This is a genomic window from Nostoc sp. LEGE 12454 (assembly GCF_056620565.1).
Window position 1 is genome coordinate 1 of record NZ_JBWQXL010000023.1, and the last position, 20419, is coordinate 20419.

At 42.4% G+C, this 20419-nt stretch carries 15 protein-coding genes; 8 read left to right on the top strand and 7 right to left on the bottom strand.

Going from position 1 to position 20419, the window contains the following annotated elements; translation table 11 throughout:
- The first annotated feature begins 24 nt into the window (after positions 1–24).
- Positions 25–1701 carry an L-aspartate oxidase gene (gene nadB, locus AC1F2U_RS21915; RefSeq protein ID WP_480263057.1) on the top strand — a complete coding sequence of 559 codons (1677 nt, stop codon included), beginning with the start codon at positions 25–27 and terminating at the stop codon, positions 1699–1701.
- A 1122-nt stretch (positions 1702–2823) separates the two neighbouring features.
- Here the strand turns inward: nadB and AC1F2U_RS21920 are convergent.
- The 3 genes from AC1F2U_RS21920 to btpA form a co-directional block, all read right to left on the bottom strand.
- The gene (locus AC1F2U_RS21920) at positions 2824–5025 is read right to left on the bottom strand and encodes a CHASE2 domain-containing protein (RefSeq protein WP_480262989.1); all 2202 of its coding nucleotides are present in this window, start codon (positions 5023–5025) and stop codon (positions 2824–2826) included.
- A 623-nt stretch (positions 5026–5648) separates the two neighbouring features.
- On the bottom strand, positions 5649–6632 hold the full coding sequence (locus AC1F2U_RS21925; RefSeq protein ID WP_480262990.1) for a vitamin K epoxide reductase family protein: 984 nt from the start codon (positions 6630–6632) through the stop codon (positions 5649–5651).
- A 137-nt stretch (positions 6633–6769) separates the two neighbouring features.
- Positions 6770–7618: a photosystem I biogenesis protein BtpA gene (gene btpA, locus AC1F2U_RS21930; protein WP_322670041.1), complete on the bottom strand. Its 849-nt coding sequence runs from the start codon at positions 7616–7618 to the stop codon at positions 6770–6772.
- 755 nt (positions 7619–8373) lie between these two features.
- Between btpA and rimO the strand changes: the two genes are divergently transcribed.
- Together rimO and AC1F2U_RS21940 are read left to right on the top strand one after the other, a co-directional pair.
- Positions 8374–9693 carry a 30S ribosomal protein S12 methylthiotransferase RimO gene (rimO, locus tag AC1F2U_RS21935; RefSeq protein WP_480262991.1) on the top strand — a complete coding sequence of 440 codons (1320 nt, stop codon included), beginning with the start codon at positions 8374–8376 and terminating at the stop codon, positions 9691–9693.
- 281 nt (positions 9694–9974) lie between these two features.
- Entirely contained in the window at positions 9975–11504 is a 1530-nt protein-coding gene (locus AC1F2U_RS21940; protein ID WP_480262992.1) for a DEAD/DEAH box helicase, read from the top strand.
- Between the two features lie 156 nt (positions 11505–11660).
- Here the strand turns inward: AC1F2U_RS21940 and AC1F2U_RS21945 are convergent, their stop codons facing one another.
- Positions 11661–12608, bottom strand: coding sequence for an aldo/keto reductase (locus AC1F2U_RS21945; RefSeq protein ID WP_480262993.1), 948 nt, complete (start codon positions 12606–12608; stop codon positions 11661–11663).
- 241 nt (positions 12609–12849) lie between these two features.
- A complete protein-coding gene (locus AC1F2U_RS21950) occupies positions 12850–13074 on the bottom strand; it encodes a hypothetical protein (protein ID WP_480262994.1) in 225 nt (74 codons plus the stop codon).
- Between the two features lie 595 nt (positions 13075–13669).
- On the opposite strand from AC1F2U_RS21950, the gene AC1F2U_RS21955 reads away from it, so the two are divergent.
- The gene (locus tag AC1F2U_RS21955) at positions 13670–14143 is read left to right on the top strand and encodes a hypothetical protein (protein ID WP_480262995.1); all 474 of its coding nucleotides are present in this window, start codon (positions 13670–13672) and stop codon (positions 14141–14143) included.
- A 609-nt stretch (positions 14144–14752) separates the two neighbouring features.
- Here the strand turns inward: AC1F2U_RS21955 and AC1F2U_RS21960 are convergent.
- Entirely contained in the window at positions 14753–15550 is a 798-nt protein-coding gene (locus AC1F2U_RS21960; RefSeq protein ID WP_480262996.1) for an Rpn family recombination-promoting nuclease/putative transposase, read from the bottom strand.
- A 276-nt stretch (positions 15551–15826) separates the two neighbouring features.
- On the opposite strand from AC1F2U_RS21960, the gene AC1F2U_RS21965 reads away from it, so the two are divergent.
- The 4 genes from AC1F2U_RS21965 to AC1F2U_RS21980 all read left to right on the top strand — a co-directional run bounded on the left by AC1F2U_RS21965 (position 15827) and on the right by AC1F2U_RS21980 (position 20002).
- Positions 15827–17260, top strand: a complete 1434-nt coding sequence (locus AC1F2U_RS21965) for a BCD family MFS transporter (protein WP_480262997.1) — start codon at positions 15827–15829, stop codon at positions 17258–17260.
- A 98-nt stretch (positions 17261–17358) separates the two neighbouring features.
- The gene (locus tag AC1F2U_RS21970; protein ID WP_480262998.1) at positions 17359–18165 is read left to right on the top strand and encodes an inositol monophosphatase family protein; all 807 of its coding nucleotides are present in this window, start codon (positions 17359–17361) and stop codon (positions 18163–18165) included.
- 215 nt (positions 18166–18380) lie between these two features.
- Complete coding sequence (locus tag AC1F2U_RS21975; RefSeq protein WP_480262999.1) at positions 18381–18953, top strand: hypothetical protein; 573 nt, start codon at positions 18381–18383, stop codon at positions 18951–18953.
- A gap of 95 nt (positions 18954–19048) precedes the next feature.
- Positions 19049–20002 carry an MDR/zinc-dependent alcohol dehydrogenase-like family protein gene (locus AC1F2U_RS21980; protein ID WP_480263000.1) on the top strand — a complete coding sequence of 318 codons (954 nt, stop codon included), beginning with the start codon at positions 19049–19051 and terminating at the stop codon, positions 20000–20002.
- Between the two features lie 98 nt (positions 20003–20100).
- Here the strand turns inward: AC1F2U_RS21980 and AC1F2U_RS21985 are convergent, their stop codons facing one another.
- Positions 20101–20388 carry a hypothetical protein gene (locus AC1F2U_RS21985; protein ID WP_480263001.1) on the bottom strand — a complete coding sequence of 96 codons (288 nt, stop codon included), beginning with the start codon at positions 20386–20388 and terminating at the stop codon, positions 20101–20103.
- Between the last annotated feature and the right edge of the window lie 31 nt (positions 20389–20419).

The following is a 20419-nucleotide window of genomic DNA, read 5'->3' on the forward strand; positions in this document are numbered from 1 at the left end:
CGCCTGCTCCCCCTACCCATTACCTTGTCTCAGATAGATATTCCTAGCCAATTTGATGTCTTAGTAGTCGGCGCTGGTGCCGCTGGACTATACACAGCGCTATGTCTGCCAGAATCCTTGCGAGTCGGTTTGATTACCAAAGAAACCGTTGCTTTATCCGCCAGTGATTGGGCACAAGGTGGCATTGCCGCAGCGATCGCCCCAGAAGATTCTCCCACGCTGCACATTGAAGATACGATCCAGGCGGGTGCAGGTTTATGCGATCGCACCGCTGTCGAATTTCTCGCCCAACATGCCCCTAGCTGTATTCAATCCCTAGTTAACTTGGGAGTAGCTTTTGACCGTCATGGTCAAGCCTTAGCTTTAACTTTGGAAGCCGCCCATTCTCGCCGCCGTGTTCTCCACGCTGCTGACACTACAGGTAGGGAAGTTACTACTACCCTCACCGCTCAAGTATTACGTCGCCAAAATATTCAAGTCATTCAGCAAGCTTTGGCTTTGAGTTTGTGGATTGAACCCGAAACTGGTTCCTGTCAGGGAATTAGCCTGTTTTATCAAGGTAAAATCACCTGGATAAGAGCTGGTGCTGTGGTACTAGCAACCGGTGGCGGTGGTCAGGTATTTGCCCAAACCACTAACCCGGCAGTGAGTACCGGTGATGGGGTAGCGATCGCAGCTAGGGCTGGGGCTATCCTTCGCGATTTAGAATTTGTCCAATTTCACCCCACTGCTCTCACTAAACCTGGTGCCGATCGTTTCTTGATCAGCGAAGCTGTACGCGGTGAAGGAGCACATCTCATCGATAATGAAGGGCGACGTTTTGCCTTTGACTACCACCCTGCGGGTGAACTTGCACCTAGAGATGTGGTCAGTAGAGCAATTTTCAGCCATTTACAACGTACAGCCCTTGATTTGGCTACTGCTCATGTGTGGTTGGATATGCGCCCCATCCCCGCTGACAAAATTCGTCACCGCTTTCCCAACATTATCAAAGTTTGTCAGCATTGGGGTGTTGATGTCTTCCACGAACCAATTCCTGTAGCGCCAGCTGCCCATTACTGGATGGGTGGAATTGTTGCGGATCTGATGAATCGCACAAATATCCCTGGTTTGTATGCAGTGGGTGAAACCGCTAGTACTGGCGTGCATGGGGCAAATCGCCTTGCCAGTAATTCCCTGTTGGAATGTATTGTGTTTGGGGCCCAGATGGCTAATATTAAGTTAGAAAATATTGGGTTGTCCTCAGAAACACCAGTGCTGCCATTACGGAAATTTAGTCCTGATGCTAGTGAGTGGCATATCCAACAAGCACAGCTAGAAACACTCAGGGAGAAGTTACCGCGTCTAGTGTGGGAAAGTGCTGGTATTTGTCGGGAGCAATCAAGGCTGGAAACTGCGATCGCTACTATTGAATCTTGGCAGCAAGATTTCGCTGCCTTATCTTTAACTCAATTCTTGCTTGCTTTACGTCCAGCAGAACCCGCTAGTTTTGACCTACCAGATGTTGAACGGCAATTGGGACTTTGGGCAGAAACTCGCAATTTAATAGATGTAGCTGATTTAATTCTCAAAAGTGCTGCTTTTAGAACCGAAAGCCGAGGCGGACACTTCCGTTTAGATTATCCTCAACCAGACTCAAATTGGCAAATCCACACATTTATACAAACAAATCATTGGTGGAAATCTCCACTGTTGTCTTGAACAAACTACCTTAAAGAGCCTGACGGTTTTCGCAACCCTAAGCACAACATCTTGTAATGAGCCGCTAAGTAAAAGATGTGGTGTCCAAGACGGTAGTTAACTCATCGCGCTGCTCTACCAAAATCTAAAATCTAAAATTGCCATCAACGGGTACCGCTACCATTATGACTGTCGGGACCACCATAATTTGGTGGAATGTATATGTCTTGTAGATTTTGAGAATTGGCCTTACGGGCGATTAAGGTGCTACTGGTAGTAGGACCAAAAGAATTAGCACTTGCAGTACTGAATATACCTGTGCAAGCAGCAATTTTTGGGATCAGTATATAAGCACCTATGCAGAATATCATAAACTTTGTGATTCGGAAGTTAGTCTTCATGTCTTTCAGTAAATTTACTAATTTTTATTCCAAAACGTATTTTTTATTTACTACCGTATATTTACTGGGCTTTTTGAAAAAAGGATTTTAACTTTATGAAATTATTGCTGGTAGTGTAGAAATCATTGTGGTATTCGCTTGTCGATTAACCTTAAACTGCCGATATAAAAAAGTCTTTATACTTAAGTGGTATTCTTAATAAGCCATTTTTACATCAGTCTCAGGTTAGATATGTCAATGATTTACTGTGAGCATTTTGCCTAATTTACTATTTATTAATAATATCTTAATACTTTTAAGTGTAAACACTATGTTTGCTTAATCAGAAGTTCAAAAAAAAATGGAATAATACTTATTTGATTGTATAGTTTAAATTTTGTGGGTAAAGAACTGTAAAGATAAAACAACATATTTATCGTATTAAAAGGATTTTTAAACCTATTCAACAGCGTAATCAACGAATACGTATAAGTATAATTTTTATTGTAAATAAAAATACATTTAAAATTTATTTTCCTAATTATCTCTGATGACTAATTACTTTCTGACATCAGTTATGAAGTTTAATCTTAAAGCCAAAAATCCTTACCAGGTCTACATCTTGGCTAAGAATTTGTCTCGCGGGATATAGGCTATACTTTTTCAATACAGTGTCTTAGAGGTATCTCCAGTTTAAATTCCTAATTTGAAGGTAAAAATTATAACTATAGGAAAAAAGCCTGGAGATTAAACTCTTAACTAATTAAGCAAACTCGTAGCGATTTTTACCCAGGCGCTTGGCACGGTACATTGCTGTATCAGCTTGTTTCATCAAAGTTTCACTGTCTTGACTGTTGTATGGGTAAACACTAATGCCAATACTGGCAGAGACTCGGATTGTATAGCCGTCCAAAACAATTGGCTTGGTAATACTGCTTAAAATTTTTTCGGCGACTTTAGCAGCTATTTGGACATTAGGAATTGCCCGTAAAATCACAGTAAATTCATCGCCACCCAAACGAGAAACTGTATCACTAGCGCGTAAAGAGTTGCTGAGTCTTTCAGCAATAGTCATTAGCAAGCGATCGCCCGTCTCATGTCCCAAAGTATCATTGACTTGCTTAAAGCCATCTAGATCGATAAACAGCAGTCCCAGCAACAAGTTGTTGTGTTGCGCCCAATGTAAGGACTCGTAAAGTTGTTCGGCAAAAAATTTGCGATTGGATAAACCGGTGAGGGGGTCGTGATACGCTAAATAACGTAAGTGGTCTTCTTTGAGTTTTAATTCATTGTTAGACCGGGATAGTTCAGCAGCAGTACGCTTCAGCTGTTCTTCCATCAACTTGCGCTGAGTAATATCTCGGATCACACCAACTAAAAAGAAATTGCCAGCTGAGTCTTTGTGGAGCGATCGCTTAGTGGCAATTTGATGAGTCTGACCATCGGCATTTGTAAATTCTTCTTCATGTTCTTGGGGTTGCTGGGTCCGAAAAACAAGATCGTCTTGTTGTCGAAATACATCAGCTTCATGTTTTGGGAAAAAGTCATAGTCTGACTTTTCAATTAATAACTTATTTGGATAACCGATAAATCGACAATACGCCTCATTTAAAACAATCCACTGATGTTGTTCATTTTTCACAAAAATTGGATCGGGGATCGTGTTGATAACGTGATGCAAAAATTCTTTGGAACGTTTCCACTCTTCCTGCATGTGAGCAATATGACTAGTCATCCAAATAGCTGAAGTGCCAAAGCAAACCAGTGAGGGAATGAGTGGTATCCACCAACCGTATAAGAAAAAAGCAAGGTATGCACTCACGGACAATACAAAGCAACAAACTATGATCGAGAAGAGACTCCTAGTTGCGTGTCGTATCCGCCATATCATCACGGCTCCCAGATAAGACCAGACAAAAACCCACAAGTATTCCACCAAGTCAGGCCAAACTTTGAGTAATGGTCTTCCATCAACAGCAGCAGAGATTAACTCACTAATAAAATAAGCCTGCAATTGAATACCAGGTACACTCTTTGCCATACCCATTACACTGCTGGAGTAGGGAATAAATGCAAAATCTTGGAGACTAGGTGCAGTGGAGCCAATAAGTATAATCCGATCTTTGATTAAGTTTGCTTTAACTTTATCTGCCAGTACATCTCTCATCGAGACCTGGCGAAAACTACAAAATTCTCCAGACGAACTTTGACATTTGGGCTTGGGAAAATTGCTTAAAATTTGGTAGCCTCCATCATCAGCTCCCACATAAGCACCATCATTAGCCTCAAAACGAGTAAATGCTGCCTTACCCAATTGCAAATACTTAGGGTTACTTTTTGCTTTGGTGGGAGTAATTCCCTTTGACTTTAAATACAATAAAGCCAACTTCAAGGCAAAACTTTCGTGTACTTGATTTTTAACCTGCGAATACAACAAACTGCGACGCACTTTACCATCAAGATCGTACAGCAGGTTATTAATGCCCACTTGATCCTGATTCAGTCCCAGTGGAGGCGGAACACTAAAGTTTTTGTTTTTTAATAGTAGTTCAATACCAATTAAGTTGGGCATTGACTTATAAGCATTGCGAAGTTCTTGATTACCAGGCTCTACTGGCAAATCTCGGTAGATATCTAAGCCAATAGCACGGGGTTTGTGGACGTTCAATTTTTGTAACAACTCGGCAATCTTCGCATCTGGAATCGGCCACGAACCTACTTCCTTTAAATCGGCTTCATCAATCCCTACGATCGTAATCCGGTCTTCTGGCGGTTCATTTGGACGTAAGCGAAAAAATTGATCCAAAGCCGCCAACTCCAAAGATTGCAATAATCCAAAGGAGTGCAAAAGCAGGACGCAGACTGCAATGCTGGCCGCAGTAATCAATTCTCTGTGTCCTCGACTAAGCGATTGTTTCAGTCCATAGGTTAACTTCACAAAACGCTTGCCTAGCTGCTGATTCATTGCCATTACCTAGTAGGCAGAAATATTCTCTATTTCTTATAGCTATTAACTATCGGACTAACATAGCTCAAGTAAGAGCTAAATAGAATTTCTCAAAATTTTTTCAACTCAGCAAGGTTCTTCAAAATATCGTGGTATTTGTGATGGATTACCATATATTGAGGTCAATTATCTGACTAAAGAGCAACTGGGACTCTTGTGCCTATCAACACAGATGAAAAAATATTGAAAGTGAGTTCAGTAAATTTAACTCTCAAAGCCTTCTCTAGTAGAGCCTACTCAATTAAACTTACATTTGCGATCGATTAGGTATTTTACTGAGAATTACGTTAACTTCCAACAGCTACACCTCTCGGTTAGAGTTTGACATGATTACATCCCAAGGTGGCTCTCAAGTGTTATAAAAAGAAATTAAAATATACATTAACTTAATGAAAATATATTTAGCTAATTTACTTGAGCTTAAGTATTTGCAGATCGAAGCCGCAGTAAAATTAGTAGTTGGGCATTGGATAAGACCTATTATCTGTTACCAAAAACAAAAAAGCCAACTGGAAACAGATTTTACTGTATTCATCCAGTTGACTATGGGGTGTGAACTACTGAAGATCGGTGTAGGTACTTTACTTAAAATACTTGAAGTTCCGAGGGCCAGTGTAACCAGAAACTTTTGCTAGTTCCTCTAAGTTTTGAACTCCGCTATAGCTTTTACCATTAACGATCCAAGTAGGAAAACCTTCAATTTTTGCGGATTTACACAGTTCTGGTTGAGCTTTGAGTCCATCAGGGGCACACTCTACCTTAATACCATTATTGATTATTTCCTCAGCTTCTTTACCAAAAAGCAGCTTTTGTTCGTGACAGTGAGGACACCAATAAGCACTGTATTCCTTTGCACCTACCTTTGCCAGATGGCTTGCTAATGCTATTTCTGCCTCACCAGAAGTAGTGGTAACTTCCCAACCGAACGCTGGGTTAGGGTCTCCTTTAGAATTAAAGGTAATTTTTGTAGGTTGTCCAGGAGTTCCAGGTGTCACATCTGATTGATTCACGCCAGCATAAACGCCTAAAGTACCAATCAGCGTTACCATCCCGACAATCAGGGCGGTAAACAAGATTTGTCCAATATCCTCCCAAGTCCGACCGATAATCGTTAGTACCAAAAGACTCACAGAGAACAAAGCTGAACCGATACAATAAAGACAAATCGCTTTGATTTGAGATGTCAGCACATACATTAAGTAGCCGCTAAATACAGACATAGCGATCGCACCCACCAGCAGCAGCCACCACGTCCAATTTTCCAATTGTTTGCGGTTATTGTTTTCCCCTGAGTTGAATACCAAGGGAGCCAAAGCCAATATCACCATACTGGTGTATGCCAAAAACCCAAACAAAGCTAATGGCTGTCCAAAAACCGTTGCCCAAGGACTGGAAAGCACATCATTACAGCCCTTAGCACCAGCCTGTGCCACACAAGCGGCACTGCCTCCAGTTAACTTTTCTATGGTGAGATAACCTGTTATTAGGGCACCACATCCAGCGATCGCGGCAATCAACGGACGTGACCATTTATGAATCCAAGGAGTAGAACGACGGCGAATCATAACTATTGGGGAATGGGGATTAGTAAAAGTTAGAAGTTAAGAGTGAGGAGTGAGGAGTTAAGAATGAGGAGTTAGGAACAATTAATTTAAAACTCATAACTCCTAACTTCTAACTCCTAACTTTCTTTCCCCACTCCCTAAGAATGTAACTTTACTTGTTCTGCTGATTTGCTTTCACCTTTGGAGTTCCAATTGCGACGTGCAACTTCCACAAATTGGCTGACGCGAATTGGGTCAATTGGTTGCTCAATGCGTCCGTGACGTTTCAGTGAACTAGAAACTATTACACCATCTGCTGCCTGCATCAATGTATCAATATTTTCCCAATTGGCCCCACTACCGATAAACACTGGCGTGCCATTTGCTGCGCCACAAGCTAATTCCAAATCTTCTAAGTTAGGAGGGCTACCAGTAGCCCAACCAGACAAAATAACTCCGTCTGCTAAACCCCTTTCAATGGTGTCTTTCACAGCGACTGTGAGATTTGGAGAACTCAAAGGACGGGCGTGTTTCACCAACACATCGGCCAGGATTTTAACATCACAGCCCAACTCCCGTCGATAGCGGAGTAGTTGATGGGCTTCTCCCTCAATTAATCCTTGGTCGGTTGCCATCACCCCTGTGAGAACGTTGACGCGGATAAATTGCGCCTGTACGCAGCTAGCGATCGCTATTGCACTTTTGGCATCGTTTCGCAAAACATTTAAGCCTATAGGCAAAGTCACCAAATTCTGTATTCGCTGCACCACAATGGTCATGGCACTCACAACCACCGGATCGACTTGGTTTTTGGTAAACGGCGCGTCGAAAAAATTCTCGACAATCAGACCGTCAACCCCTCCACTTGCTAAGGCTGCGGCTTCTTGTTCGGCACGGTCAATCACCGCTTTGAGGCTACCTCCCCAACGGGGTGAGGTAGGCAGTGGTAGCAGGTGAACCACGCCAATAATTGGTGAGCGAGTTTTAAATATCTGATATAAGTCCACGTCTTTAATCCGCCTCGCGGAGTCCAGAGTCCAGAATTTTTTGACTATTGAACGCCAGTTCAACACCACTCCCCCAAAGGTCGGGAACCTCTATATAAGGGTGGCTCTTCAACGGGGAAAATCCCGCACGTGACTGGCTCCTTTTGACCCTTGACTCTTGACTTTTCATTAACTAGTCAAATGTGTTTTATGATAGTCGGTTTATTGCCTCTTTCCTCAGATGGAAATTGGCGTGAAACCTCCCATAAGATATGTTAAGATAAAACCTGGCTACAAGAGGAGTTTGCCACTCACTAGACGCAAGGCAGCTTTCCGTGGTTTAGGCGTCTTGTCCGCGCACCGTCGTAGGACTTGCCAATCGCCAGGGTAGCATTACTGCTTTATAGGCGTAGTCGCTTTCGTCGATTTCCCTGAGGGTAGCGACTTCTCACAACAAGCCCTTTGGGCGGCTTCCCGATGGGTAGGTTAACAACGCACACGCTGTGGTAATGTAAAATACCAATAGGCGAATTGTTAAAAAAGATTACAAGTGTCAAATGTACCCAAAGACACTTCAATTTACCCTGGGGAACAGATTGATAAAAATATCATAACATGACCTCTATTTTTATTATTGATAGGGTCATAAGTCCACGGACAGTTGCTGACAGTGGGAATCTGCCATCGTACTGTTATTAGAAGGATAGCGATCGGAAAAAAGCGAAATTAGCGCCAGAATGTTGACTACAAGAAAAAAATGAAGATATTTTCAAAATATGGGTGACAAGCCAACAATTGCCATTTCTCACCTGGGCTGCGAGAAAAATCGAATTGATACAGAACACATGCTGGGAATGCTCGTAGAAGCGGGCTATGGTGTAGATACAAATGAAGAGTTAGCAGATTACGTTATTGTTAATACTTGTAGTTTTATTGAAGCGGCCCGGCAAGAATCTGTCAGAACTTTAGTAGAACTGGCAGAGGCAAATAAAAAGATCGTAATTACTGGCTGTATGGCGCAACACTTCCAAGAACAACTTTTGGAAGAGTTGCCTGAAGCAGTAGCCGTTGTGGGTACAGGCGATTATCACAAAATTGTAAATGTAATTGAGCGTGTTGAACTTGGCGAGCGGGTCAAACAGGTTAGTATAGAACCAACCTACATTGCCGATGAAACTACACCGCGCTATCGTACTACAACGGAGGGCGTTGCTTACCTCCGGGTTGCGGAAGGATGTGATTATCGTTGTGCATTTTGTATAATCCCTCATCTTCGAGGAAACCAGCGATCGCGTACTATTGAATCTATCGTCGCCGAAGCGGAGCAGTTAGTTAGTCAAGGGGTAAAGGAAATTATTCTAATTTCCCAAATCACTACTAACTACGGTCTAGATATTTACGGTCAGCCAAAATTAGCCGAATTACTTCGCGCTTTGGGGAAAGTAAATATACCGTGGATCAGAATGCACTACGCTTATCCCACGGGACTGACCCCAGATGTGATAGCGGCGATCCAAGAAACACCCAATGTCCTGCCTTATCTGGATTTGCCTTTGCAGCATTCTCATCCAGAGATTCTCCGCGCCATGAACCGCCCTTGGCAAGGGCGCGTAAATGATGGGATTATAGATCGCATCAAAACGGCGCTACCAACAGCCGTACTGCGGACAACATTTATTGTTGGTTTCCCAGGAGAAACACAAGAGCATTTTGAGCATCTACTAGAGTTCGTTCAACGGCATGAATTCGATCATGTTGGTGTCTTCACCTTTTCCTCTGAGGAAGGAACCCCAGCTTACAAGCTACCAAATCAGTTGGCTCAAGAAGTGATGGACGATCGCCGATACCAACTGATGGAACTCCAGCAACCGATTTCTCAAAAGAAAAATCAACAGGAAGTAGGCAAAATCGTCGATGTCCTGATTGAGCAAGAAAATCCTGAAAGTGGTGAATTAATAGGTCGTTCAGGTAGATTTTCCCCAGAGGTTGATGGTCTGGTGTATGTCAAAGGCCAGGCAAAGTTAGGAACCATCGTGCCAATAGCGATTCACCACGCTGATACATACGACCTCTATGGTCAAGTAGTCAATAACTAAATTGTCTTTTGTCTTTTGTCCTTTGTCTTTTGTTAAATGACCCTTACAGATTTACCCTTATCCCAATATCGACACTGCATTAATGGCAGTTTTCATGAGGGTTTACCTGAAATTCGGGGACTCACTCGTGGGCATAGCTTCTCTAAAAGTTGAGGCTTTGCTATCGCCCTTGGCTGACTAACTAGCCAATAACTAATGACTAATGACTAATGACTAATGACTAATAACTAATGACTAAATGACTAATCCAAAAATCCTTACATAAAATTTAGGACGAATTAATGACTCTTTCATTTCAAGAATTAGGCATTTCCCAAGAACGTGTCGAACAACTAGAAAAAATTGGTTTTACCGAACCAACTAACATTCAAGTGCAAGCAATTCCCCAATTGCTAGCCGGTCGTGATGTGGTAGGTCAATCTCAAACTGGAACAGGCAAAACGGCAGCATTTTCACTGCCAATTTTAGAACGGCTAGATATTAATCAAAGAGCCGTACAAGCCATAGTTTTAACACCAACTCGTGAATTAGCGATGCAAGTTCACGATGCGATCGCGCAGTTCATCGGTAATGAAGGATTGCGGGTGTTAGCAATCTACGGTGGTCAATCAATTGACCGTCAAATGTTGCAACTCAAACGTGGCGTTCACATGGTCGTGGGTACTCCCGGACGCGTGATCGATTTACTCGATCGCGGCTGTTTAAAGCTCGATCAAGTGAAGTGGTTTGTGTTGGATGAAGCTGATGAAATGTTGAGCATGGGCTTTATCGACGATGTGATAAAAATCCTCTCACAAGCACCCGTGGATCGCCAAACAGCTTTATTCTCAGCAACAATGCCACCATCGATTCGGATGTTGGTGAACAAATTCTTGCGATCGCCTGCAACTGTCACCGTTGAACAACCAAAAGCCGCTCCCAACAAGATTAATCAAGTAGCTTACTTGATCCCCCGCCATTGGACAAAAGCCAAAGCTTTACAGCCAATTCTGGAAATGGAAGATCCAGAAACAGCTTTAATCTTTGTCCGCACCAGACGTACAGCCGCAGAACTTACCAGTCAGTTACAAGGTGCTGGTCACAGCGTCGATGAATACCACGGTGACTTGTCCCAACAAGCACGGGAACGGTTATTAGTTAGATTCCGTAACCGTCAAGTTCGTTGGGTGGTAGCAACCGATATTGCAGCACGAGGATTAGATGTCGATCAACTCTCCCATGTAATCAACTTCGACTTACCCGATAGCGTAGAAACTTACGTCCATCGCATTGGTCGTACAGGTCGTGCTGGTAAAGAAGGAACAGCAATTTCTTTAGTACAACCATTTGAGCGGCGCAAGCAGCAAACATTTGAACGTCATAATCGCCAAAGCTGGCAATTGCTGACGATTCCTACACGCGCCCAGATTGAAGCGCGACACATCCTGAAATTGCAAGAGCAGGTACGGGAAGCTTTGACAGGCGAACGTTTGGCTTCATTCTTGCCAATTGTTAGCGAACTGATTGAAGAATATGATGCTCAAGCGATCGCCGCAGCTGCACTGCAAATCGCTTACGATCAAACTCGTCCCGCTTGGTTGAGTTCAGATGTGGAAATTCCCCAAGAGGAATCCTCTGCTCCCAAACCCAGACTCGGCAAACGTCGCGAATCTTCTAGCGATCGCCCCCGTGCTGCCTGGAAATCAGATAACAGCAATGGTGAAGAAAGACATTCTTCTCCCAAGCCCAAACTGCGGACAAGTGGACAGGATTCTTCTGCATCTCCTAGTAAAAAGATAGGTTCACCTACAGCTAGGGAATCAGCTTCTTAGTCTAGGGTTAATTAATTTTGGATTTTAAATTTTTCCTTTAATCCAAAATCCAAATCTAAAAATTAGCAAAGTTGAGAGTTGAGAGTTAAGAGTCAAGAGTTAAGATTTTGACTTTATACTCTTGACTTTTTGGCTTTTTTAGAAAAATCAAAAATACTACAGCCAAGGACGACTAACTTGTTCTAACTCTCCAATTTCATCGTCGCTCAATCTCCAGCCCAAAGCACCAGCATTCTGACGTACCTGTTCGGCTGTCTTCACCCCAGCAATGGGAATAACGTTCCCCTGAGCAATTAACCAGTTGAGAGCAAGTTGAGCAGGAGTGCGATCGTATTTTTCTCCAAAATTGCGTAGCAAAGATATAACTGGGGCAATTTTTTGCAGACCTTCTTTCTTAAATCGCGGATCTACTTTCCTTGCACCAGTGGGGGTTTCAGTACTATCAATACTGTACTTGCCTGTAAGTAAGCCCTGTGCTAGAGGACTATAAGCCAAGATAGTCACACCCAACTCACGCGCAGTTGCCAGAATCCCCTTGCTTTCAATTTGGCGACTGAGTAAAGAATAGCGTACTTGGTTCACAGCCAAAGGCACTCCTCGATCCGCCAATATTTGATGCGCGTCTCGCATTTGCTCTGCTGAGTAATTACTCACACCGACTGCCGCAATTCTGCCCCGCTTCACTTCATCCGCTAAGGCATTCATCAAAGTTTTTTGGCTTAAAAAGAAGGCAAAAGGCCAATGCACTTGATACAGGGCGATTCGCTCAAGTTGTAGGCGTTTGAGGCTGGCTGTTAAAGCATCCGAGACAGATTGGGCTGTAAATCGCCACGGTACGGGGCCAAATTTTGTGGCGATTTGTACAGATTGTTGTGTGTGTTGCAGAAATTGCCCTAAAAATTCCTCGCTCTTTCCCATTCCGTAGATTTCGGCAGTATCAAAGAACGTAATACCAGCTTCTAAGGCTGCGGTAAATGCTTCTTGTAACTGTTCTGGGCCGTAGCGATCGCCATAATTCCAAAACAGCTTATCACCCCAAGCCCAAGTGCCTAAGCACAAAGGTGTAACAACTGGGCCATTTTGCCCCAATGTGATGTTTTCCACGGTTGCAAAATTTAGTTTATTTACATTTCTTTACTTTTATAGTGTATCGTTACAGACAAGATTAGGTGTGGGGAAGTCGATCTAATCTTTTTAAGGATCTTCACGGTGCGATCGCGATTTAAACCCTGAATCAAACGCGCATAAACAAGATCCCCGACAACTTTTACGAAGTCGGGGATCTGCGAGCTGCAATTCTCACAAATCAAATAGGATTGCTATAGTTGAGTGTATTTACTTGTAATTATGAATTAGATGATTTCTCCTGTTTGACTTTTTTGATTAATTGCATATAGACATTAATCTCACTAATTTCTACATCATGCTCAACTCTGGTTACTTTCCATTTCTCTTTTTTTAGGTAAACTTCCTCTCCTACTCTGGGAGTAAATTGGAGATCGTAGAACTTTTTTAGAAAATCTTTTTGATTTTCTTCCCATAATATTACTTTGACTGGTTCTTGACTCATTGCTTATGCCTTTTTGATTACTAGATGAAGCTAAGTAGTTTGATGACATACATACGGCAAGTTTATCTTACTAATTCAATGAAATAGCGTAGTTAAAACCACATTTTCACATAGATATTTTTATATTACTTGATTGCGTTTGATAAAGTTCCAGCGCAATACCATAACTCTAGTAAGTATTACTCTTAGGTTTACTTTAAAATCTTTTCATGTCAGCCAGGCAGTATTTGCTACGATTTTGAATACAAATTTATCAACGGTTCAAAAGTAGGAAATCGGTCAGAAGCATCCTAGTCGTACTGCTCTTAAGCTGTTGCACCTAGTTAAGAAACGAGAATTGAATAGCGTGATTGATTAAGGGGTTAACCCTGGACGATCTGCACTTATAGTCAGAGTTTCTCCAAAGCTCAATGCTACTAATGATTTACGCTATCAACACAGCGACAGGTTACACAGCTACTTGATAGGATGTTTTAGAGTGTCGCACTTCTTTCTTCACAATATTTTGAATAAATATCATTATTGCTACTGATGCGGTTAGCAGTAATAGTTAGTGAAGCTAGAGAAGTGTTTGAAGCTTGGATCACAAAAAACTATGTCTATTCCACAATTTCTTGCTGCTGCTAATGGCATAGCTCAGTTATGGTCTTCTGCTGACGGACAATTTTTAGGATTGCTATCAAGTGACCGACATGATACGAACTCCATTAGCAATCTTTATGGGATTTATGGCAGTTTGCATGACACCTATAGTATTCGCAACCCGCATGGTTTATACGGAGGTATTCATGGAGGCCACAGTCCTTATAATCCTTACTGTGGCAAACCACCTGTTGTTTTTTATCAAAATCAAATACTGTTAGTTATTACAAGAAATACTAATATTCAAACGAATGGATTACCAATAATTGATCCAGATTTTCTGTTAGGTGTGTATATGCAACTTGGTTATTCACCAAATATATTTTACCCTACATCAACCCCAATGGATAGCTTAAGTCAAGCTGCTTGGAATACTCAACAGTCTTTAAATCAATCAGCAGTAATTACTGCATCCATGTTTCGATAATTGTTATGTCAATTGTCTTCTGGAAAGGGAATAATTTCTCAAAGATGCGATTACAGCAGGTGATTGAAAAGCCAAAGTAATAAGTAAAAGCTGGCGAGTTAAGCGTGCCCATGTAGAATAGTACGTTGATAAAATGTTTTAAATTTGTTGATTAATTTTGCTGAATACTAAAGATTAAAATTAATTTATTTCTAAAAGTTACTTATTAACTCGTCTAGTTGCTCAGACCCTTTGTCCCGTTCTTTAAAAACAGTAAGCACTCGCAATTTGGGTCAGGTCGATCTACTAGTTCGTTATTCATTAGCTTAATGATTTCTTGGAAAATATAAAAAGTAATACATAGTTTTAGTATTCCCCAACTCAAGTGAAAACTTAGTTGTCCAGGACGCAGCATAACAATTTTTCGGGGGAGTGAGTGTAGAAGGGCTATGCAAACTTTAAAGACTGGAGTCCCATCCTACCAAGTCCTAACTCCGATGAAGTCATGAACATCTTAATCTGTCATATTTTGGCGCGATCGCTCTGGAAACCATAAAGGGGGAATTGAGGATTTTAATTAAGTTTTCCTTATTTTGCCAAAATTATGATAACAGACATGAAATGTCCATTCTATATACTTGACTGTGCGGCGATCTGGACAGCTTCTATATCAACATTGAGGTGTTGAGCAATCTGTTCCACACTCATCCCTGTTTTTAGTAACAGAGGTACAGTAAGTTTCAACATTTCAGCTTTCTGTTCTTCTCGACCCTCAGCTTTCGCTTCCTGATAAACCCTTGTTTGCTCCAAAGTCAATCCCAGCATAGCTTCAACTTCCTCTCTACTCAAGGTCGAAAACTTATAAACGGCGATTGTGGTTATGATGTCTAGTATTTCGTTTTTCGGCAGTGTGTCCGTTTCCTCTAATTTTACCCGCTCAATCAATTGCTTTGCTTGCTCTGCCATCACTTCATCCGATGCTAGAGTCAACTGCATCAAGTTGATGCCTATTGGCTGCTGATTAGTCGCGCCTAACTCATCTAAATAGATTCGCTGCACTTGATCGCTATTGAGAAATATTCGATGAGTTTTTTGATCGCTTGGTTCCAAAGAGCGTGATGAAAAAATTACCACACAGAACCAGTCATCGTACTGAAAACGATTCCGGTTCAGGTACATCAACGACTCGGTAAAGAACCGATGGTAGAGGGCTTCATCTTTTTGGAATTGAACTTCAGCAAAAAAAATCGCTTTGGATGTTGCATCCTCTGGAGGTAAAAACACACCATCGATGCGAAAAGCAGTTTCTTTGACTTCAAGTGATTCAAATCGATAGTTTTGCCCTTGCAAAGGAGGATTATCAATCAGTTCAAAGAGTAACCCAGGAAAGCGCTTAAAAATTTGATAGTAAATGGAGTCTCGTTTCACTATTTCATCCTAAAATTCTCTCGTTATCCGTAGGCGTAGCCCGTCGTAGACATCGCGGATTACCACCAAGCCATAAAGATTAATCCTAACTAGGCGCTAATCAAGGTCTATAACTGCTTGCCAAATAAGTGCGATGCCTGTGGTGGGCGTTCGCGTAGCGTCTCGAAGAGAAGCCATCGCAACTTCCACTTTTCCTTAGCTGATTTCGAGCAAGTAGGGTTTATCTTTATCTAAAGAGAGAGATTAAATCCTAATAAACTATACGAAAAAGTAGCTATGGCAAGCGGTGAAGTATTTGATACCAAAACAAAATCCCTATCTGTGCCGAGGGTAAACCTGCTGACCATGTTCCGGCTGGGTTTATTTCAGATGGGGTTGAGCATGATGTCTATTTTGACTCTGGGGGTACTCAACAGAGTCATGATTCAAGAAATAGCAATTCCGGCGACGCTGGTATCAGTAGTTCTAGCACTGCCTTTATTTGTTGCTCCTTCCCGTGTCTGGTTTGGCCAGATTTCCGATGCCAAGCCGTTATGGGGATACCACCGCACAGCTTATGTTTGGGTAGGCGCAGCAATATTTGCGATCGCAGCATTTTTAGCTGTACAAGTAATGTGGCAGATGAATGTTGCTGGAAATAGTGCAGGTACTTGGGTATGGACAACCCAAACAATCGGCTGGACAGCACTTTTGGCTTTAGTTTTCGCTATATACGGTCTAGGAATTTGTGCTAGCGGTACTGCCTTTGCTGCTTTGTTAGTGGATATATCTGAAGAAGATAACCGTTCTAAAGTAGTCGGTGTGGTTTGGTCGATGCTAATGGTGGGGATTATTGTTGGGGCAATTATTAGTGCCAGCTTGCTGAAACAGTTAACGCCAGAAGCAACTGTAGAAACCTTGCAGCCAGCAATCAACAGATTGTTTACTATCGTCCCAGCAATTGTATTTGGTTTAGCGATCGCAGCAACACTCGGTGTAGAGAAAAAATACTCCCAATACTTAACCCGTTCCACGCTGGTGAACCGAGAAGACAGCATTACTCTAGGCAATGCTTGGAAAATTTTGACAGCTAGCCCGCAAACAGGTATATTTTTTACCTTTTTACTGGTGATGACTATCAGTTTGTTTATGCAAGACCCGATTTTGGAACCTTATGCGGGTCAAGTGTTTAAAATGCCCCTAGCGGAAAGTACCAAATTAAATATTTTTTATGGAACTGGTCTACTAATTGCCTACGGGGTTACGGGCTTTTATATTGTCCCGCGTTTAGGTAAGCGTAGAACTGCACGTTTCGGCTGTATGTTGGTAGCATTCTGTGCAATATTGCTAGGTATATCAGGATTCACAGCTAATGCAGCAGTTCTCAAATTAGGTTTAGTATTGTTCGGTTTAGCCACAGGTTTCTTAACTACAGCCGCAATTAGCTTGATGTTGGATCTCACCGCAGCAGAAGCCGCAGGTACATTTATTGGGGCATGGGGATTAGCGCAGTCCATCTCTAGAGGAATCGCGGTGGTAATCGGAGGTACAGTTTTGGATATTGGACGGAAGCTGCTACCTAGCTTAGAACTAGCTTATGGACTGGTATTCGTTCTAGAAGCCGTGGGAATGGTGCTGTCGATTTGGTTTTTGAATCGGGTGAACATCACAGAATTTCAAACAAGTACCAAGCAAGCGATCGCTTCAGTTTTGGAAAGCGATTTAGACTAAACTGTATAGGGCATTGGGCATTGGGCATTGGGCATGGGACAAATGACAAATGACCAATGACCAATGACAAATGACAAATGACAAATGACTAATAACCAATGAATGATTTTTGGACAACAATTCTTGATTTTGCCCAAACTACCACTACCAGAGTAGGCAAGCAATTAATACAAGATTTTGGGAAAGTACAGGCTGACCAAAAAGCTGATGGTAGTTTGGTGACGCAAGCCGATAAATGGGCAGATCGAGAAATTCGAGATGCGATCGCTTCTAATTTTTCTGGTTACGGCATTTTGAGCGAAGAGAGCGATCAGTCATTTCCCGGTACGGAGTGGTGCTGGGTAATTGACCCTCTAGACGGTACAACCAACTTCACACGCGGCATTCCCATTTGGACAATATCTCTGGGTTTACTGTATCGAGGTACGCCCATCTTTGGGTATATTTACGCACCAACTTTGAATCAGGCTTTTCATGGTTTCTGGGCAGGTTCATCTGGGTTAACACCTCCAATAGGAGCATTTCTCAACAACTACCCCATCCATACCAGTGTAGATAGTCCCAGCAATAATCACTTTTTTAACCTCTGTTCCCGTAGCACCGCAGCTATCAAAAACGGCTTTCCCTGCAAAATTCGGATGTTGGGTGTAGCTAGCTATAATTTTTTGACAGTTGCCACTGGGGCTACTCTCGGTGGGATTGAGGCAACACCAAAAGTTTGGGACTTAGCGGGGGCTTGGGTAATTGTCCAGGCTGCTGGTGGGGTCTGGTCATCGCTGAAGTCAGAACCATTTCCGTTGTCACCGGGAGAAGATTATAGCGATCGCTCTTTTCCGACCCTTGTAGTTAGTCGTCCCGAATTAGTTTCGGTATTTCAACCTTTTCTCGAAGGCGTAAAAATTTAATTTGTAAACCTATATCTTCAAATAGCGCTTTTGTCAATCAGCCTGTCGGAGTATTGCATGGATGACATTAAACTTAACAAAACCCTAGTTAAACAAAGAATTGAGTATAAATAAAGCTGGTAAGATTCCTGATTTAAGCGCAAGACCGGTGTAGTTATTAATTTAAGTAGTGTTGTGGCTTTCATCACACTGGTTAATTTAGTATAAAAAATTTTATGTTGTCTAATCTAGATTTAATTCGAGAGTTTGTACAAAACTCTATTCAGAAAAAAGACGTTTTGTTGTCAAATCCTGTTTTGACAGCGCAAACAGTGTATAAAATCAACCAACTGACAGCAAAATCTGAAGGCGTAATTGCCACTGCTCAACTATCTAATACCCGATCTGAATTCTCGATTTCTCCAAAATCAACCCAATGGGAATTGATAAATCAGGCATTAGCAGAATATAGTTATATCCTCAAAGGAGAAGTAGATAGTCGGGGTTTCTATCAGTATCAATACTGCGAAGTTCCCAAAGGCTATCAGATGAATTGTACTAAATGTGTCATTCTCTGGCGAGCCTGGTGGAAATATTGTAAGTATAATTCCAGGGCAGGGATTCCGTTGGAACTTCTGATTAGAACACGAGATTCATGGTATCCAATTAGAGATTTAATTATCAGTGACGGACTTCTCTATATCAAAACCTTGGGAAGTGAGATTGCACTTGGTTCAGACGATTTAGTTACTTGGTTAAGCAAAGTTGATGTAACCAAAATTAAAGAAATACCTTCTACAGAGACATAGGTGTAGGTATGGGGTTACGGATGTATGCCCCTATATTTGTAAACATTTTTCAAAGTGGTATTGACAACATAATTAGGCAAAGGACGTGAAGAGAAATGAAAGGACTTTGGCTCGAAAATAACCAGTTGCAATTACGCACAGATATTCCCGTTCCTGAACCGCCACCAGGAGAAGCCTTAGTACGCGTCTTGCGTGCAGGTATCTGTAACACTGACCTGGAACTACTCAGAGGCTACTATCCTTACACTGGTATTTTGGGGCATGAATTTGTCGGCATTGTCGAACAAGGGCCAGAACACTTAGTGAACCAGCGCGTAGTTGGAGAAATAAACGCTGTGTGTGGGCATTGTCGGTTTTGTCGTAGTGGACAACCAACTCACTGCGAAAATCGTACAGTTCTGGGTATTGTCAACCGCAACGGAGCCTTTAGTGAATATCTCTGTTTGCCGGTGGAGAACCTGCATCCCGTACCTGATAATGTGCCGACAGAAGTAGCAACATTTACTGAACCTTTAGCAGCAGCTTTGGAAATTCAGCAGCAAGTGCGATTGCATCCAAACGATCGGGTGCTAGTGGTTGGAGATGGCAAACTAGGGCAGTTAGTAGCTCAGACACTAGCTCTAACTGGCTGTGAACTCTTAGCTGTGGGGCGTCATCAAGACAAACTGGCAAACTTAGAAGCACGGGGGATAAAAACGAGTCTAGCTGACGCTGTTACAGATGGATATTTCGATATCTCAGTAGAATGCACTGGCAACCCAGAAGGATTTGCGATCGCCCGCCGCGCTCTCCGTCCCCGTGGTACGCTTGTACTGAAAAGTACTTATGCTGGCAACCTCAGCCTAGATGCTTCCTCCTTAGTAGTGGATGAAATCACCCTCATCGGCTCCCGTTGTGGCCCCTTTGCCCCAGCCCTCCAGCTATTAGCCACAGGACAAGTTGACGTGCAATCCCTGATTCATGCCACCTACCCCCTCAATCAAGGGCTTGCAGCTTTTGAACACGCTCAGAGTCGGGGTGTTTTGAAGATATTGTTAGAGATTGGTTAATAGTCATTTGTCATTTGTCATTTGTCATTTGTCATTGGGCATGGGTTATTGCCCTTTTGCTGTTGTCTCCCTCATCTCCCCCAGTCCCCACTTCCTCATTAATATAGATAAGGATTAGTCTTGGGTTGATAGTCACGACAATCGATCGCTTCTTCTGTATTGGCAATAGATGGGCGTACAGTACATTTAAGACGGTAATTGTCGGTAAAAAATTGGCAACCAGTGCAGGGGATTTGATGCATTTGCTTGGCAGTAGTTACACTATCTCGCGCCGCCGTCCACAGACTCAAAACAACGAGAATAGTTACAGTCCAAGCAACGACAAAACAAATCGGGACTAACAAAGGTTGAATCCCATGAATGAGAAAAGATATCAGTTCCAACACAGCATTTCCTGATATAAATTAGCAGCTAGAA

Bases quoted from the DNA above. Each gene is read 5' to 3' on its own strand.
- AC1F2U_RS21940 (WP_480262992.1), top strand. From the start codon at position 9,975: ATGACTCTTTCATTTCAAGAATTAGGCATTTCCCAAGAACGTGTCGAA.
- AC1F2U_RS21955 (WP_480262995.1), top strand. From the start codon at position 13,670: ATGTCTATTCCACAATTTCTTGCTGCTGCTAATGGCATAGCTCAGTTA.
- AC1F2U_RS21965 (WP_480262997.1), top strand. From the start codon at position 15,827: ATGGCAAGCGGTGAAGTATTTGATACCAAAACAAAATCCCTATCTGTG.
- rimO (WP_480262991.1), top strand. From the start codon at position 8,374: ATGGGTGACAAGCCAACAATTGCCATTTCTCACCTGGGCTGCGAGAAA.
- AC1F2U_RS21975 (WP_480262999.1), top strand. From the start codon at position 18,381: ATGTTGTCTAATCTAGATTTAATTCGAGAGTTTGTACAAAACTCTATT.
- AC1F2U_RS21950 (WP_480262994.1), bottom strand. From the start codon at position 13,074: ATGAGTCAAGAACCAGTCAAAGTAATATTATGGGAAGAAAATCAAAAA.
- AC1F2U_RS21970 (WP_480262998.1), top strand. From the start codon at position 17,359: ATGAATGATTTTTGGACAACAATTCTTGATTTTGCCCAAACTACCACT.
- AC1F2U_RS21980 (WP_480263000.1), top strand. From the start codon at position 19,049: ATGAAAGGACTTTGGCTCGAAAATAACCAGTTGCAATTACGCACAGAT.
- AC1F2U_RS21920 (WP_480262989.1), bottom strand. From the start codon at position 5,025: ATGAATCAGCAGCTAGGCAAGCGTTTTGTGAAGTTAACCTATGGACTG.
- AC1F2U_RS21925 (WP_480262990.1), bottom strand. From the start codon at position 6,632: ATGATTCGCCGTCGTTCTACTCCTTGGATTCATAAATGGTCACGTCCG.